The sequence below is a fragment of the Roseobacter sp. OBYS 0001 genome, from assembly GCF_019654895.1.
In the GTDB taxonomy this organism is placed as follows: domain Bacteria; phylum Pseudomonadota; class Alphaproteobacteria; order Rhodobacterales; family Rhodobacteraceae; genus Roseobacter; species Roseobacter litoralis.
Map to the genome: position 1 here is coordinate 766,947 of NZ_BPES01000001.1, position 16,428 is coordinate 783,374.

At 57.8% G+C, this 16,428-nt stretch carries 13 protein-coding genes and 1 pseudogene; 8 read left to right on the top strand and 6 right to left on the bottom strand.

Going from position 1 to position 16,428, the window contains the following annotated elements; genetic code table 11:
- Window positions 1-49: 49 nt before the first annotated feature.
- Window positions 50-2,275, top strand: a complete 2,226-nt coding sequence (locus tag K5Q35_RS03720; protein WP_220798753.1) for a PAS domain-containing sensor histidine kinase — start codon at window positions 50-52, stop codon at window positions 2,273-2,275.
- Window positions 2,268-3,680 carry a sigma-54 dependent transcriptional regulator gene (locus K5Q35_RS03725; protein WP_013961714.1) on the top strand — a complete coding sequence of 471 codons (1,413 nt, stop codon included), beginning with the start codon at window positions 2,268-2,270 and terminating at the stop codon, window positions 3,678-3,680. Before K5Q35_RS03720 ends, K5Q35_RS03725 begins: the two co-directional genes overlap by 8 nt.
- Window positions 3,681-3,763: 83 nt before the next feature.
- Here K5Q35_RS03725 and K5Q35_RS03730 read toward each other — a convergent pair whose 3' ends face one another.
- Together K5Q35_RS03730 and K5Q35_RS03735 are read right to left on the bottom strand one after the other, a co-directional pair.
- The gene (locus tag K5Q35_RS03730) at window positions 3,764-4,801 is read right to left on the bottom strand and encodes an ester cyclase (RefSeq protein ID WP_220798490.1); all 1,038 of its coding nucleotides are present in this window, start codon (window positions 4,799-4,801) and stop codon (window positions 3,764-3,766) included.
- A 53-nt stretch (window positions 4,802-4,854) separates the two neighbouring features.
- Window positions 4,855-5,391 (bottom strand): hypothetical protein, encoded by a 537-nt coding sequence (locus K5Q35_RS03735; RefSeq protein ID WP_220798491.1) that lies wholly within the window; start codon window positions 5,389-5,391, stop codon window positions 4,855-4,857.
- 37 nt (window positions 5,392-5,428) lie between these two features.
- Here K5Q35_RS03735 and trkA point away from each other — a divergent pair, with 37 nt between their 5' ends.
- From trkA to hflX, 4 genes are all read left to right on the top strand, one after another.
- A complete protein-coding gene (gene trkA / locus K5Q35_RS03740) occupies window positions 5,429-6,805 on the top strand; it encodes a Trk system potassium transporter TrkA (RefSeq protein WP_013961717.1) in 1,377 nt (458 codons plus the stop codon).
- Window positions 6,806-6,809: 4 nt separating this feature from the next.
- Window positions 6,810-8,363: a TrkH family potassium uptake protein gene (locus tag K5Q35_RS03745; protein ID WP_220798492.1), complete on the top strand. Its 1,554-nt coding sequence runs from the start codon at window positions 6,810-6,812 to the stop codon at window positions 8,361-8,363.
- Between the two features lie 128 nt (window positions 8,364-8,491).
- Window positions 8,492-8,731 (top strand): RNA chaperone Hfq, encoded by a 240-nt coding sequence (hfq, locus tag K5Q35_RS03750; protein WP_007119530.1) that lies wholly within the window; start codon window positions 8,492-8,494, stop codon window positions 8,729-8,731.
- On the top strand, window positions 8,728-10,026 hold the full coding sequence (gene hflX / locus K5Q35_RS03755) for a GTPase HflX (RefSeq protein WP_220798493.1): 1,299 nt from the start codon (window positions 8,728-8,730) through the stop codon (window positions 10,024-10,026). The genes hfq and hflX overlap by 4 nt, the downstream gene beginning before the upstream one ends.
- Here the strand turns inward: hflX and K5Q35_RS03760 are convergent, their stop codons facing one another.
- Complete coding sequence (locus K5Q35_RS03760; protein WP_220798494.1) at window positions 10,027-10,590, bottom strand: pseudouridine synthase; 564 nt, start codon at window positions 10,588-10,590, stop codon at window positions 10,027-10,029.
- Window positions 10,591-13,056 carry a penicillin acylase family protein gene (locus K5Q35_RS03765; RefSeq protein WP_220798495.1) on the bottom strand — a complete coding sequence of 822 codons (2,466 nt, stop codon included), beginning with the start codon at window positions 13,054-13,056 and terminating at the stop codon, window positions 10,591-10,593.
- 86 nt (window positions 13,057-13,142) lie between these two features.
- Between K5Q35_RS03765 and K5Q35_RS03770 the strand changes: the two are divergent.
- Window positions 13,143-14,027: pseudogene (locus K5Q35_RS03770) on the top strand (NAD(P)-dependent oxidoreductase); the annotation flags it as partial.
- 46 nt (window positions 14,028-14,073) lie between these two features.
- Here the strand turns inward: K5Q35_RS03770 and K5Q35_RS03775 are convergent.
- Window positions 14,074-14,640: a YSC84-related protein gene (locus tag K5Q35_RS03775; protein WP_220798497.1), complete on the bottom strand. Its 567-nt coding sequence runs from the start codon at window positions 14,638-14,640 to the stop codon at window positions 14,074-14,076.
- A gap of 110 nt (window positions 14,641-14,750) precedes the next feature.
- Window positions 14,751-15,749, bottom strand: a complete 999-nt coding sequence (hemB, locus tag K5Q35_RS03780) for a porphobilinogen synthase (RefSeq protein WP_220798498.1) — start codon at window positions 15,747-15,749, stop codon at window positions 14,751-14,753.
- Window positions 15,750-15,869: 120 nt separating this feature from the next.
- On the opposite strand from hemB, the gene K5Q35_RS03785 reads away from it, so the two are divergent.
- Window positions 15,870-16,397 carry a component of SufBCD complex gene (locus tag K5Q35_RS03785; protein WP_220798499.1) on the top strand — a complete coding sequence of 176 codons (528 nt, stop codon included), beginning with the start codon at window positions 15,870-15,872 and terminating at the stop codon, window positions 16,395-16,397.
- The last annotated feature ends 31 nt before the right edge of the window (window positions 16,398-16,428 follow it).

The following is a 16,428-nucleotide window of genomic DNA, read 5'->3' on the forward strand; positions in this document are numbered from 1 at the left end:
TCATATGTGAGGGTCTTGAGTGGTTTCCATTGTGGAAAAATCACTGTGGATGAAGCTGGGTCGGCTGCGTCGCATTAAACGTGTGCGCAGCGCTGCAACGCTGGGTCTTGTTGTGCTTGGGCCTGTCCTCGCCTTGGCGACATACCTTATTCTCGGGCCACTGGGGCAGGCGGGCAATACGCTTGGCTTGCGGCTGATCCTGCTGGCCGATCTCGTCTATATTCTCGTGGTTGCAGCGCTCGTTCTGGCGCAGGTGGGCAGGTTGATCGCGGCGCGGCGCGCAAAATCTGCCGGCTCCCGGCTGCACTTGCGTCTTACCGGCGTCTTTGCTTTGCTGGCGCTTATTCCCACCGTGACGGTCGCAATTTTTGCAGGGCTGACAGTTAATGTTGGTCTGGAGGGCTGGTTTTCTGACCGCGTCAGAGAAGTCGTCGGAAACTCGCTGGCCGCCGCACAGGCCTATGAGACCGAGCAACGTGTCGATCTGGCAGAGGATGCCCGGGTGCTGGCCGCGCTGATCAATAACGCGCGTCAGCGTGGCGTTGTTATTTCGGACAGTGAGCTTCTGGCAGATGGGCAGCGGCAGATTCAGCGTGGCCTGCGCGAGGCCTATCTGATTGACGGCACTGCAGATATTCGTGCCCGTGGGGATCGTTCCTACCTGTTCGATTATGAGGCGCCAACGGAGGCGCAACTGCAGGAGGCAAGCGGCGGCGATGTTATCGTGATCGAGGATTGGGGTAACAATGAATTCCGCGCGCTGGTCCGGCTGTCGTCATTTGTGGACCGGTTCCTGTACGTGAGCCGTGATGTCGACGGTGAGATACTGTCATTGCTGGATGAAACGCAGGAAACGGTGCGCTTGTATCAGCAACTCGAAAGCGAACGCGGGCGGCTGTTGTTTGAATTTGGCCTGTTGTATCTGGCCTTCGCCCTGATCCTCATCCTTGCGGCGATCTGGCTTGGCCTGTGGTTTGCAGAGCGGCTGTCGGGCCCGGTGGGGCGTTTGACGGGGGCCGCCCAGCAGGTTGGGGCGGGCGATCTGAATGTTCAGGTGCGCGAAGAAGACGGTAATGATGAGATTGCGATGCTCAGCCGTTATTTCAACCAGATGACCAAGCAGTTGAAATTGCAGCGTGAAACACTGATCGAGAATACAGAACAGATTGAACGGCGCCGACGTCTGTTTGATTCCGTGCTAAGCTCTGTGACCTCTGGTGTGGTGGGACTTGATGCGGCGGGGCGGGTCAAATTCGTGAACCGCTCGGCGGAACGTCTGCTGGATTGGCACGAAGACCGTCAATCGCTGGCCCTGATCGCTGTGGTGCCGGAGTTTGCAAAGCTCTTTGAAGCGATCAAACGCTCACCGACGGAAACGGTGCAGAGTGAGGTAAAGGTGACCCGTCAGGGGCGTCTTGAGAACTTGCTTGTCCGCATGGCGACACGCCGGTCCGAAGACGGGACGCTTGAAGGATATGTGGTGGCTTTTGATGACGTGACTGATCTGGTGAGCGCGCAGCGGATGGCCGCCTGGGGCGATGTTGCGCGCCGTATCGCGCATGAGATCAAGAACCCGCTGACCCCGATCCAATTGTCGGCCGAGCGCATCAAACGCAAGTTCTCATCGCGTGTGGGTGAAGACAGCGAGGCGCTGGAGCAGATGACGGATGTGATTGTGCGTCAAACCGGTGATCTGCGCCGCATTGTGGACGAATTTTCGAAATTTGCCCGCATGCCGGAACCGGAGCGCAAGGAAATTGACTTGACGGTTTTGGTGCGGGACGCGGTCTTGTTGCAGACAACCGGCCAACCCAATGTGTTGATCGAAAGTGATCTGCCAAAAAAACCGCTGCCCAGCGATCTGGATGCGACCATGATCACCCAAGCGCTCACTAACTTGATTAAGAACGCCGGGGAAGCCACTGAAAGTCTTATAGCAAAAGGCGCACCGGAAGGCTACGCGCCTATGATCCGCATCGTCATGAAGGCGGGCAAGAGCCGCGCAACCATCACAATTGCCGATAATGGTATTGGCTTGCCCGAGGACCGGGCGCGTCTGTTTGAACCTTATGTCACGACGCGCAGCGAAGGCACGGGGCTCGGCCTGCCCATCGTCAAGAAGATCATCGAAGAACACGGGGGCACCCTGACCCTCGAAGACGCGCCAGCCTTTAGCAAGGATGCACATTTTGGCGCCATGGCAGTGATCGTTCTGCCCATTGCTGCCCCCAAAACCGATACCCCCCCGCAAGAAGGACTTCTGACCCATGAGTGATATTCTGATTGTCGATGATGAGCGCGATATTCGCGAACTGATCTCGGATATTCTGATCGACGAAGGCTATGCCACCCGGCTTGCCGGAAACTCGGATGACGCGATGGCCGCGATCAACGCTGATGCACCTGCGCTCATCATTCTGGATATCTGGCTGAAAGACAGCCGCATGGATGGGATTGATATTCTAAAGGTTGTCAAACGCGACAATCCGGATGTGCCGGTCGTGATCATTTCGGGACATGGGAATATCGAAATAGCGGTCGCGGCAATCAAACAGGGGGCATATGACTTTATCGAAAAGCCCTTTAATATTGATCAGTTGCTGGTCGTAATCCGGCGGGCCATGGAAACATCGCGCCTGCGTCAGGAGAACCAAAGCCTCAAACGTCGGGACGTGTCTTCGGCGGATATGATCGGCTCTTCTGCGGCCTTTCGTACCATGATCAGCCAGCTTGATAAGGTGACGAAATCAAACGGGCGTGTGATGCTGACCGGTCCGGCGGGATGCGGAAAAGAACTGGCCGCACGTTATATCCACACCAATTCAAATCGCGCGTCAGCACCGTTTGTGACGGTGAACTGTGCCGGGGTTGCGCCGGATCGTATGGAAGAAGTGCTGTTTGGGCGTGAGACCGCAGAACGGGGCGTCGAACCCGGTTTGCTGGAAGAAGCGCATGGCGGCATCATCTATTTTGATGAAGTGGCGGATATGCCCGAAGGGACACAGTCGAAAATACTGCGTGTTCTGGTAGATCAGCAATTTCAGCGGGTGGGCGGCAATGACACGGTGCGCGTTGATCTGCGCGTAATTTCATCCACCAGCCGCAACCTCGAAGAGGCGATTGCAGCAGGCACGTTCCGTCAGGAACTCTACCACCGTCTGAATGTCGTCCCAATCGCGGTCCCATCGCTAGAGGAACGTCGCGAAGATATACCAGAGCTGGCAGAAACCTTCATCGCGGAAATGAACGCATCGCAAGGTCTGGCCCTGCGTCAACTGAGCGAGGATGCCATCGCGCTGATGCAAACGATGCATTGGCCGGGCAACGTGCGTCAGTTGAAAAACCTGATCGAACGGGTGCTGATCCTTGGCGATAGCAACGGGCCAATCGAAGCGCGGGAGTTGCCGGGCATCGAGGAAAGCAGCGACAGTGACAGCGGCATCGTCTTGTCCGGTGCCCTCGCCACACTTGCCCTGCGCGAAGCCCGCGAAGCATTCGAGCGTGAATACCTTCTGACGCAGATCAACCGCTTTGGCGGCAATATCTCGAAGACAGCGAACTTCGTCGGGATGGAACGCAGCGCATTGCACCGTAAACTCAAATCGCTTGGGGTTGTGACATCGGCCAAGTCCGGTACGCGTGTTGCCCATATCGATGAAGAAGCAGAGGCGGTGGGCTAAAGAGTCATGCGGAAAACCTGACAAACGTAACACTGCCTGAAATCAAGGATTTCAACGTGTGACGTGATCTTTCAGGTGTTTCGTCAGACGCTCTGGGCGGTGATCTGCGCCAGAACATCCACGCCCTGCATCTTGAGAAAATGCAGCATGTCGATGAACACCCAGTTCTCAACCAGCTTGTTGCCGTCGCGCCGGTAGATATCGACCACGCGCATATCGGCGCGGATGTCGTTGCCGGGCACGCCCATGAAGCCGTTTCGGTTGGTCAGCGTGAGGTTTGGCCAGCCAAAAAAGCCGCCATATGTCCCCTCGGCCATGCGGCACAGATGGCCATTGAGCACACGCCCTTCCATCGCGCGGCGAAAAGGGCCCTGATGCTGATCAATGTAGCGGTCAATCGTGTAGGTCGCCCCGATCCCGGTTGGCCCCCACCAGATCATGTCATCCTGCCAATCCACGCGCAGCTCTTCCTGAGGCGTGGGGGGCTTTGCCGCGGCATTGGCGTGATCTATTGAGCCGATCATATTGTTGATACGTGACAGGGTTCCTTGTGACGCAGCATGGGGCTGTGGTGTCATCAAAAGGCCGTCATGCGTGCGGGGTCCGGGCTGCACCAACTGCGCGCCTGTTTGCGGTGCATTCAGCGGATGGATCCCCGCCTGCGCCATCAGATGCAGAAGGTCCACAAAAAGCGCGGATTGGGTAATCTTCCCGTTTTCAACCCGGTTGAACTCAGCATAGCGCAGCATGGCAATTTTGCCCGTGGCCGGAATGCCTAGAAACGGCGCATCAAACAGCCCCAGAAAATGACCCATGGATGTGGTCCAGGTGCTTGAAAACCCATCAATTTCGTTCAGCCCGGCAAAAAAGATGTCTTCGCGACGCTGCATGCGCGAAAAGGACGTCAGGAACGGTGCCCAGAATGTCTTGGCGATATCACGCGGACCCGTTTGTTCGTGAAACGGGTGCATGCCGAACCACTGGCACCTGTCCGATTGATAGGTGGCCAAAATATCGGCCACTGTGTCAGGCGTCGCCCGCTCCAATGCAGCGGCATAGGCCTGCGAGACGGCTTTGATGGGGGTAAGGTCGGGGCCCGTTTTGGGAATCATTGCGTTCATATCTTTGGTTTAGAAAGCGCGCCGGACAGCGGCTAGATCAAAAGCGACACAAATCAGGGTGCAGGTTCAATAATCTGCCACATGCCACTGCCGTCCCGGATGACACAGCTTGATTGCGTCAGGGGCGGCATCACGTCGGTCTGTGCGGGGCTGATCTCGCGCGTCAGCCGGGCAGGGCAATCGGGGATCTCAACGGGAGAATAGCCCTTGTTGCGCATGCATCGCGCTTCCAGATCGCCGCGCAGACGTGCATTCACATCGACCGTATAGATTTGCCCGTCCACGAAATACCCGCCGCGATGATAGCAATGTCCGCCCGTGCAATGTCGGCGTGAGGGCACAAACACCGGCGGGCGGCGTCTGATCTCTGAGGCCACCGGCGCATCCCTCAAGGCGGCGACCTCACAGGACAGCAGATTGTCCTGCATACGCGCAACACTGCCACCGTTTTGATAATAGAGCTCCATCGGTGCGCAGGCCGCAAGCAGGCTGACACCGAGCAGCAGTATTCTGAACCAAACCATGGGGATAAAATGCCCGCTTTGGCTGCCCAAGACAATTGAATTGACCGTGTGCAGGCCATCTGCCATTCAGAAAGCCTTAAGCATGCCCTGAAGGACACGAAACATGAAGGTCATCATCTGCGGTGCCGGTCAGGTAGGCTGGCAGATCGCGCGGCATCTTTCAGGCGAACGCAATGACGTCACCGTTGTGGACAGCAATCCTGACCTCGTGCGGCGCGCAACGGATTCGCTGGATGTGCAGGGGATCGCAGGCTTTGCGAGCTATCCCGACGTTTTGGCCCGTGCCGGGGCGGAAGACGCGGAAATGATCATCGCCGCGACCCATTCGGATGAAGTCAACATGGTGACTTGCCAGATTGCCCATTCGGTTTTCGGCGTGAATCGAAAGATCGCGCGTCTGCGCAGCCAGTCCTATCTGGAGGCGATCTATTCCGACCTTTACCGACGTGATCACATGCCCATCGACGTGGTGATCAGTCCCGAAAGAGAAGTCGCCTCCGCCGCGCTGCAACGTCTGTCTGCGCCTGCGGCCTTTGACACCGAAGTGTTCATGGATGGTAAGGCGCATCTGCTGGGCATCACCATTGAAGAGGAATGCCCGGTGGTAAACACGCCGCTGCGGCAACTCACCGATCTGTTTTCGACGCTGCGTGCAACGGTCGTCGGTGTGCGGCGCGAAGGCAGCCTGTTTGCGCCCGAGGCCAAGGACCAGCTGTTTGTCGGGGATGATTGCTACGTCTTTTGCCACGTCGCGGATATTGCCCGAACAATGGAAATCTTTGGCAAGAAACAGTCAAAGCAGGAACGGGTGGTACTTGTGGGCGGCGGAAATGTCGGTCTTGCGGTGGCCCAGGCCCTTGAGCAGCGCGTCAAACGCGTGCGCACCAAGGTCATCGAAAAAAGCCGCCACTGCGCCGAACGCGCAGCCGAGGCGTTGGAGCGTACCATCGTGCTAAATGGCGATGGTCTGGATTCGGGGCTCTTGGCCGAGGCTGGCATCGCGCGCGCGGATGCGATGCTGGCGATCACCGATGACGACAAGACCAATATGCTGGCCTGTGTGCGTGCCAAATCCGAGGGCTGCCCCTATGTGATCGCGCTGATCAATGATCCGACGCTCGTGCCGCTCATGGGGCCGTTGGGCATTGACGCCTACATCAACCCACGCGCCACGACCGTCAGCTCCATTCTGCGCCACATCCGGCACGGCAGGGTGCGCGCGGTCTATTCCGTCGGGGATGCAGAGGCCGAAGTGATCGAGGCCGAAGTCCTGTCGACCTCCCCGCTGGCGGGCAGCCGGATTGCAGACATTGAATTTCCCGAAGGTGTGCTGGTCGGCGCGGTGCGCAAGGGCGACAAGATCATCCGCCCTATGGGCAGCACGCGCATTGACGAAGGCGACATCATTGCCATCTTTGCCCTCGCCGAAGACGTGCCCGAAGTTGAACGGTTGATGCAAGTCTCGATCGATTTTTTCTGACCAGATGCCCCGCGCCGCCCACAAAACGCCTCGCAAACCCCTGTCGGCTTACTTGCTGGACCAACAGCTGTTCGTCCTGATTTTCGGTCTGGCCGCGTTCTCGATGATCATCCCGGCGCTGCACAGCGGGGCGACGCGTTCTTTGGAAACCTCGCGCGCGTTTTTCTACACGGGCCTATTTGGCGTTGTGATTTTTGCGATGATCGTGATTGCACAGACAGGTCGCACCCCCAGACATGGGGTTCTTGGCAACCTGATGTCGATTTTCGCGACCTTTGTGTTTCTGCCCGCCTTTTTGGCGCTGCCGCTCTATGAAAGCCTACAGACCACGAGTTTTCTCAATGCATATGTCGAAATGGTCAGTGCGATCACGACCACCGGTGCGACGATTTTTGATGACCCATCCCGGTTGAACAACACGCTTCATTTGTGGCGCGCGCAGGTCGCCTGGATGGGCGGTGTCTTGATGTGGGTTGCGGCCTCGGCCATTCTTGCACCGCTCAATCTGGGCGGGTTTGAGGTCACGGCGCAAGCTGAACCGGGACAGCGCGAAAGCCGCTTTGGCGAGCTTGACAGAACAAACCCGCGCGAAAAACTCATGCGGATCGTGGTTGCTCTGGTACCGATTTACGTCAGCCTTACGCTGCTGCTTTGGGTGCTGTTGCTGATCAGTGGTGACCCGTCGCTGGTCGCCCTGACGCATGCGATGTCGATCATGTCGACGTCGGGGATTTCTGCGATCGGCGGGCTTGAGGCCAGTGGCTCGGGGCTAACGGGCGAAATTCTGATGCTGCTGTTCATGCTGTTTGCGCTGTCGCGGCTGACGTTTTCCTCGGATACGGTGACGGCCACGCAGGGGGGCATTCAGACCGATCCGGAGTTTCGCCTCGGGATCATGATCGTGCTCGGCGTGCCATTGGTGCTGTTTCTGCGCCACTGGATTGGGGCCTTTGATGTGGCCGCCGAAGATGATCTTGGTCTGGCAATACGCGCCCTTTGGGGGTCCATTTTCACGGTGATGTCTTTTTTGACCACCACCGGGTTTGCCAGTGCGGACTGGGCTCAGGCGCAGGCGTGGTCCGGCCTTGGGACACCCGGTTTGATCCTGATGGGGCTTTCCCTCGTGGGGGGCGGTGTCGCAACGACTGCAGGTGGTGTGAAGCTGTTGCGCGTCTTTGCGCTTTATCTCAACGGCAAACGCGAACTTGAGCGGTTGGTGCATCCATCCTCGGTGAGCCGTGCAGGCAAGGAGAGCCGCCGTCTGCAAAGCAACGGGGCCTTCATTGCGTGGATTTTCTTCATGCTTTTTGCCATGACGATGGCCGCATTAACACTGTTGTTTGCCCTGTTCGGCGTCGCTTTTGAGGACGCGCTTGTGCTCAGCATCGCGGGCCTGTCCACCACCGGCCCTTTGTTGAGCCTTGCCACGGAAACACCGATTTCACTGGCCGAACTGGGGCCATATGCAAAATCCGTCTTTTGTGCGGCGATGGTTTTGGGGCGTTTGGAAACCCTTGCGATTATCGCGCTTTTGACGCCGGATTTGTGGCGCAGTTGACCCATTGAACCGTTAGGTCCGTAACGGACTGTTTTTAGGGCTGGAAACTCTGCGAACGGGGCTTCATAATCACGTCGAGGGACGAGTTCGATCTGCGGGCTCTGGCAAGAATAAAGGCGAGGAAGACAATGGCGTCGGACAGACAGAACCTTCAGGATGCGTTCCTGAACCATGTGCGCAAGACAAAAGTTCCTGTGACCATCTTTCTAATCAACGGTGTAAAACTGCAGGGCGTGATCACGTGGTTTGACAATTTTTGCGTGTTGCTGCGCCGGGATGGTCAATCCCAGCTGGTGTATAAGCATGCGATTTCGACCATCATGCCAAGCCAACCCATCAGTCTGTATGAGGGCGAAGACGCTTCTTGAGCAAGCCACCCTTTCAAATTGATGAAACCACTCAGACGCGTGTGACCCGCGCATGGGTTTTGCATCCTGAAATAAAGTCTGATCCTGACCGTCGGCTTGCCGATCACGCCCTGGCTGAGGCGGTGTCGCTTGCGCGCGCCTTGCCTGAGCTGGATGTGGTGGGTTCGGAAATCGTGCCGCTGAAAACGGTTCGTGCGGGCATGTTGTTCGGTTCTGGCAAGATTGATCAGATAAAGACGACCCTTCACGATGAAGAGGTTGAACTTGTGCTAGTCGATGGCGCAGTGAGCCCTGTGCAGCAGCGCAATCTGGAAAAGGCATGGGACGTCAAACTGCTCGACCGCACCGGTCTGATCCTCGAAATTTTCAGTGACCGCGCTGCGACCCGCGAAGGTGTTCTGCAGGTCGAGATGGCGGCGCTGAGCTATCAGCGGACGCGTTTGGTGCGTGCATGGACCCACCTTGAACGGCAACGTGGCGGTTTGGGGTTTGTGGGTGGTCCCGGCGAAACCCAGATCGAGGCGGACCGCCGCGCGATCGACGATCAATTGACGCGCCTGCGCCGCCAGTTGGAAAAAGTCGTCAAAACCCGTGCGCTGCACCGGGCGGCGCGCGCCAAAATTCCCTATCCGATTATTGCGCTGGTGGGCTATACCAACGCCGGTAAATCGACCCTGTTCAACCATTTGACCGGTGCTGATGTCATGGCCAAGGACATGCTCTTTGCGACGCTGGACCCGACCATGCGCCGCCTGCGCTTGCCGGATGGACCTGAGGTTATCCTCTCCGACACGGTGGGCTTTATTTCAGAACTGCCAACGGAACTGGTCGCCGCGTTCCGGGCTACTCTCGAAGAGGTTCTGGCCGCTGATGTTATCTGTCACGTCAGAGATATCTCACACCCTGAGACGGATGCGCAGGCCAAGGATGTGCAGGACATCATGACCACATTGGGGGTCGAAGACGACCGCCCCGCCTTTGAAATATGGAACAAACTGGATTTGCTCTCAGAAGAAGACGCGGATGCGATGCGTGCCCGTGCTGACAGAGACCCCACCGTATTTGCCATCTCTGCGCTCAGCGGCGAAGGTCTCGACGGTCTGCTGGAAGCCATTACCCAGACCTTGCAGGGCCAGAAGCGCGAGGCAACACTGTCGCTGGCCTTTGCGGATGGCAAAAAACGTGCATGGCTGTTTGAACAGGAACTGGTGAGTGGCGAGCGCCAGACAGATGACGGGTTTGAAATCTCGGTCCGCTGGACTGTGGATCAGGAAGCGAAATACGAACGGTTGTGATTATTGTCCGCTGTCCGCTGCAAAACGCCACGCGCCCGGCACCAGATCATTGAGCGCCCAATCGCCGACCCGCATCCGGATCAGACGCAGGCAAGGCAACCCCACATGTGCGGTCATCCGCCGGACCTGCCGGTTACGTCCTTCGGATATTGAAATCTGCAGCCAGCTGTCGGGGACGGTTTTGCGATAGCGCACGGGGGGCGTGCGCTCCCAAAGGTTTTCTGGTGGACAAGCAAGGGTGGCTTTCGCTGGTTTTGTCATGCCATCCTTGAGACGGACGCCCGCGCGCAACGCCTCAAGCTGCTGTGGTTCCGGCGTGCCTTCAACCTGAACCAGATAGGTCTTTGCCATCTTGTGCTTTGGGTTGCTGATGCGCGCCTGCAGCTTGCCGTCATCGGTCAGCACCATTAACCCTTCACTATCGCGGTCCAACCGCCCGGCGGGATAAAACCCGGGTTGATCTATATAGGCGGACAACGTCGGGCGCGGTGATCCTTCGCTGCCCTTGTCGGTAAATTGCGACAGAACCCCGTAGGGTTTGTTAAACAGAATGACGCGGGCCATTTACGGGGCTGGCCGCAGCGTCGTGACCCCAACAGCGCCCGCCCGTGCCAGATCTTCGTCCAGCGACATCGGGATATATTCGCCACGCCGCCAAAGCTGCGCCAGATCATCGTAATGACGGGATAGAAAATGCCCCGATTGCCCGGTTGACGTCACAAACACCGAACTGTCCGGGTCGGCGAAATCATAGACACCGCGATAGCCCGCACCATGTACGTTGGCGAAGGGGTTTTCGCCCCGCCCGCGGGTCAAACCCCGCTGCAGCGTATTGTCGCCCCCGTTGGTCGACTGGCGGATGTTCACAAAGTAGCGCAACAAGGGCACGTCGCCCAGAACAGGGTGGTCATGCGTGGCCTGATGCGCATCACCCCAACGCAGGGATTCAAGGGCTGAGCCCCAGTTCTCTTCGATCCAGATCAACGCGTCATCAAGCGCCAGCCGCGCCATATCTGCACAGGTCTCAATGGGTTGGGATTGGATGACGTCGCACCAGACAGATGCGCCGTCCACATCACGGAACGCCCGTTCAATGAACAAAGGTTCAACATGGGTCAATTCGGCCGCAAGGGGCCCCAATTCGTCCTGAACCATGCGCAATTGCAAACTGCGGACCCATGCGGAATAAATCAGCGGTTCCGGCATATGTTCGTTCATTTCGCCGGACCATTCCGCGAGCAGGGACAGCGCCCGTTGACGGCGCCTGAGCGGCGTGCCGTCTTCTGCTGCTTCGCCGGTAAACCAAAGTTCCGTGCCGATCAGGGCGAGCAATGTGCGGGCCGAGGTGCTGACCGCGTCAAGTTGCGCCTCGATGAAGCTGTCTCTGGTATGCACTTCACGTGCCTGCATCAGCTTTTCCCAGCGCTTCACACGTTGCGTGTCGCCCCAGTCAAAAGAGACGTGGTTGGGAAAAGGGCGCTCAACCACCTTGTTGTTGGTATTGCCCAGAATGCCGCCCGCAGGGGCAATGAATTCGGGGTTGGAGGCATAGGGAAACACCCCCTGCCAGCGGTTTTCCTCTTTCCAGCCATAGCTGGGCAGGCGGCCTTGCGTCTCGTGTCGAGCGTCCCTGCGCGGCATGGCTCCGATCATCTTCATTCCGATGGTCTCACTGTCCACCAACATCAGGTTCTGCGCAGGGGCGACGTAGTCTTCCATCACGGAAAAGCCCTCTTGCACCGATTGTGCCTCCATCAGGCGCAGGGCGGCCATCATGGAAGTGTCATTCGGGCTCAGTAGCGTCCAGCCCAGCGAAACCGCATGACCGGGCTGCATCACATTGGCCAGATTATACAGCGTGCCGGGCAAGACCGGGCCATTGTCGGTCCAGTGCATGGTGATGGTGATCGGAGTTTCGTCTTTGATGTTGATGATCGACTTGCGGGTTTTCAGCTTTTCAAAGCCCGAGGGCGTGCGGTATTCGTCTTTATTCACCGGGTGAAGCTCTTCGAGGTAGAGATCCTGATCGTCCATACCCGCGGAAGTCAGCCCCCAGCCCAATTTGTCGCTGCGCCCGGTCAGAACAATCGGCATGCCCGGAATGGTCCCGCCAATCACGCCGCCTGATTGCAGTTCAAGCCGCGCAAGATACCAGATACCGGGGGCCGAAAAGCCAAGATGCGGATCATTGGCCAACAGCGTCCCACCGGAGGCAGACCGCGAGGGGGCCGCCGCCCAGACATTTGACGCGCCCGCCATTTCAGCCGGGACGAAAGGCGACAAGGGATGTGTGTGAATGTCGGAACTGTCAGCGTATTGCACAGGCGCGCCAAGCAGATGTGCATATTCCGGCAAGGCAGCGGTCCCGGTGCCGGGCGCGTCCGGCAGGATGTCGATGATGCGTTCGGGGTCGGGCAGGGCCTTGATCATCCGCGCCCGCAAAACTTCGGTATCCAACTGTCGCGCAAGGCGCACGCCCATCAGCTTGATGATGGCCATGGAATCTGCCGGACGCCACGGCGCGATCGGGGCATTGAACAGGAACATTTCCGGCGCGCCCCGGCCCAAGGCCTCATTGTTGACCTGATCCAGCCGGGCATTCACACCCGTCGCATAGGCGCGCAAAATGCGCATCGTCTTTTCGTCCTGTACCTCAAGGGAGGCCACAGCCAGCGGATATATATCCAGACGGCGCATGATATTATCGATATCAACGGTTTCTCTGCCAAAGACTTCTGACAGACGCCCCTGTGCGGTGCGCCGCATCAGCGTCATTTGCCACAGGCGGTCCTGCGCGTGCGCGTACCCAAGGGCATAGAACACGTCTTCGTCATTGCTGCCAAAGATATGTGGCACGTTGGCATTGTCGCGCACGATCTCGACCGGGGCGGAAAGATAGGGCACCTGCAGCACATCATCATAATCGGGCAGGGAACGCGTGCCGAGGTAATACATCATCACAATGGCCAGCACGATAAGCGCAACCAGCGTGCCCGCGATCCGCAATAGCCATGTAAAGACCTGTGCCATGACGCCCTCGTGTCGAAATGGTTCGAATGAATTGACCCTAGACCTCTGACTGTTAGGTAGGAGGGCAAGGTAACGCAACACCCAAAAGGGGGCTTCAAATGGCCAAACTGGCATTTCTTGGACTGGGCGTCATGGGCGCGCCCATGGCAGGGCATCTGCAAAAGGCAGGGCACGATGTGACGGTCTATAACAGGACTGCTGCAAAGGCCGACGCCTGGGTCGCGACACATGGGGGGGTGATGGCACCCACACCGGCCAAAGCAGCGGCGGGAGCGGATTTCGTAATGGCCTGTGTGGGCAATGATGATGATTTGCGCGCGGTCTGTCTTGGTGAGGATGGCGCATTTGCGAGCATGGCCGCAGGCGCGGTTTTTGTGGATCACACGACAGTCTCGGCTGCCGTCACGCGCGCGCTTTACGACGTCGCCAACGCGGCCCAGATCAGCTTTGTGGATGCGCCCATTTCAGGCGGGCAGGCCGGTGCGGAAAACGCGGTGCTGTCCATCATGTGCGGCGGTGATCAGGGGGCCTATGACCGAGTGCTTCCCATTATGGAGATTTATTCGAAAATCTGTCGTCGGATCGGCGACAGCGGTGCGGGTCAGATGACCAAGATGTGCAATCAGATTGCGATTGCAGGATTGGTTCAGGGCCTGTCGGAAGCGCTGCATTTTGCGGATAAGGCGGGACTGGACGGACGGGCCGTCGTTGAGGTCATAAGTCAGGGTGCGGCTGGCAGCTGGCAGATGTCAAACCGCTATGAAACCATGCTGGACGATCATTTTGACCATGGCTTTGCCACGGATTGGATGCGCAAGGATCTGGGTATATGTCTGGATACGGCAGATGAAACAGGCGCCAGTCTGCCGGTCACGGCGCTGGTCGATCAGTTCTATAAGGACGTTCAGAAAATGGGCGGCGGACGTTGGGACACATCGAGTCTGTTCAAACGCTTGCAGGCTTTGGGTTAACCGACATTCAGGGCGCGTCGTGGCGCGCCCTGAATTTTTTCGGGTATCAGGGAATAATGCGGCTGTATTTGTTACCCGCCAGTGACGCCCCTGCAAACAGCCCCGCACGTCCAAAGACAGCGGCAAGTACGGGCGTTAAAGCGGTCGTGGAATTTGCACTTGCCCCTTCACCGATATCGGAGATGACGTATTCAATATCGCCGCCAACCGCCCATCCGGATGATTTTCGAAACCTGTTCAGCGCTTCGTCTGTCATGAAAAACAGAACATGCGCATATTGCTGGGCACCGATCTGAAACCCGCCAGATATTTCTGACAGCGAATAATAGTCAACAGAAACGCCATCGATCCTGAGGGCCCCTTGTCCATACGCGCCACCAAAGCCAAAACCCGCTTCCGTGACCAGCGGCATCACGAGCATGCCGTTAGCCTTATCCGCCAGATCGCGCGTGTGCGGATAGAGACGGTACATTTCCTCCAAAGTCGCCTCGGTGCGAGCGTCAAGGAGTGCTGCGTTATTGCTGCCAACGCCGTTTCCGCAAGCAGCGGTCACGCCAAGACCAGCCATTACGCCGAGGGTAAACACCCGACGTGAAATCTGTGAGTTTTCCATAATATTGCCTGTATTTGTTTGCTCTGCTGCCGGTTTGCCCGGCTTGTGCGCGATATTACGCGCATTTCAGACCAAAGTCACGCGCAAGCCGTGCTTTCAGCGGCAATTCGCTATGGGTTCAGGATGCGGGCCGCTGCGGGGGCAAAATAGGTTAGAATGCCATCACAGCCCGCGCGTTTGAATGCCATCAGGCTTTCCATCATGACCTTGTCCCGGTCAATCCAGCCGTTCGCAGCCGCGCCCTGGATCATCGCGTATTCGCCCGACACCTGATAGGCATAAGTCGGTGCGCCAAAGGCATCTTTGACCCGGCGGCAGATATCCAGATAGGGCATCCCGGGTTTAACCATGACCATATCCGCGCCCTCACGCAGATCGCGTTCAATCAGACGCAGGGCTTCATCGGAATTGCCGGGGTCCATCTGGTAGGTCTTTTTATCACCCGTCAAAGCACCCGAAGCACCCACCGCATCGCGGAAGGGTCCGTAAAAGGCGGAGGCATACTTCGCCGCATAGCTCAGGATCATGACCCGCTGATGCCCTGCCGCTTCAAGTCCTTCGCGCATCGCACCGATCCGCCCATCCATCATATCCGACGGGCCAATGATATCCGCGCCAGCGTCAGCCTGCGCCAGCGTCATTTTGACCAGCGCTTCAACGGTACGGTCGTTGACGATTTCACCGTTTTCGACAAAACCATCATGCCCGTTGATGTTATAGGTATCCAGCGCCACGTCCGTCATTACCGCAATATCCGGCACCGCCTGTTTGATGGCGCGGATGGCGCGGTTGGTGTTATTATCCGGGTCCCACGCCCTCGCGCAATCCTCTGTGCGCTCTTCGAGGCCCGTGTAGGGAAAGATGCAGATCGCGGGGATGCCCAGATCTGCCGCCTCGCGCGCGGCCTCCACCAGCTGATCGACGGAGCGACGATACACGCCGGGCATCGACGGGATTGGTTCCTTCACCCCTTCACCGGAGCGCACGAATACAGGCCAGATAAAATCATCCACCGTGAGCGTATTTTGCCGCGTCAGGGCGCGGACGGCCGGGCTTTGGCGCAGGCGGCGCAGACGGGTGGCGGGAAAGGGGGCTTGTGTCGGGCGCATCGTGAATGTCCATTTTATATTACACATCCTGATTGCCATGTATTTTTCCCCAAGCCAAGGCTAGGAATTGCCACATTGCCCCGCTAAGAGTGCCGAAAGACAAAAAGAAAAGCACGTCTCGTGGACCTTTACAGCAGCATCTTTGAATTGATTGACATGCGCTCCTTCTCGAACCTCTGGTTCTGGATCGCCTTGGCCGTGCTTTGGTCCACCGCGAGCCATTGGGTGCTTGGCGTGCCCTACGATATGGTCTTGCGGGCCGGGCGCCACGGGGGGCAGGCGGAACAGGATCTGGAAGATCTTGTGCGCATCAACACGAACCGATTGCTGTTTATCTCGACGGTCTCGGGGTTGTGGATGCTGGGACTGGGATGTTTTATTCTGACAGCACTGTTATTGAGCGGCTTTCTCTATGGGCTTGAGATCGCGCAGGCGCTGTTTCTGCTGGGTTTTCCCCTGTCGATCGTGGGCTTGCTCTCTTTATCCACGGCCCGGCTGATACATGACGAAGAGGCCAGCGGAGCGCTGTTGCGCAAGCGGCTGTCGCGTCATCGGCTCTATGTTCAGATGATCGGTGTCGTGTCGATCTTTGTCACAGCGCTTTGGGGAATGTATCAAAACCTGTCGATTGGCGCTTTGGGCGGTTGACACTCAGGCGCTAAGACACAATTGAAGCAGC